Below are 267 nucleotides of genomic sequence, written 5' to 3'. Positions count from 1 at the left end.
AACGCAATATCTTTTAAAAGATTACTTACTATAAATGCGTTATAAATTATAAAAAAATAGGAGAGGTTTCCCTCTCCCTTCTCTTACTCTGAGTCGTCTTGGCGGTTGCGACTCTTTTGTACTTCTTCTTTAACTTTGAAGTACACATCTGAGATATTTTTAATTAACCCAGATAGTTGATTAAGACTCATAATAACTGCTGCAATGATTACCCAATTCATATTATCACCTCCTGTTGATATCTCTATCTTATCAGTTTAGTTTGCT

Annotated in this window: 1 protein-coding gene; it reads right to left on the bottom strand. The window is 32.6% G+C overall.

The annotated features are described in order from the left end of the window. Positions 1–83: 83 nt before the first annotated feature. Positions 84–221, bottom strand: a complete 138-nt coding sequence (locus tag ACQGSG_RS29410; RefSeq protein WP_266009866.1) for a hypothetical protein — start codon at positions 219–221, stop codon at positions 84–86. Positions 222–267 lie beyond the last annotated feature (46 nt).

The organism is Bacillus sp. GMa5/1, from assembly GCF_050172015.1.
Classification (GTDB): Bacteria; Bacillota; Bacilli; order Bacillales; family Bacillaceae_G; genus Bacillus_A; species Bacillus_A cereus.
This window is presented reverse-complemented; position numbering and strand designations above follow the sequence as displayed.

What these genes read in the sequence shown, in the direction of transcription:
- ACQGSG_RS29410 (WP_266009866.1), bottom strand. Translation starts at nt 221, where the DNA reads ATGAATTGGGTAATCATTGCAGCAGTTATTATGAGTCTTAATCAACTA.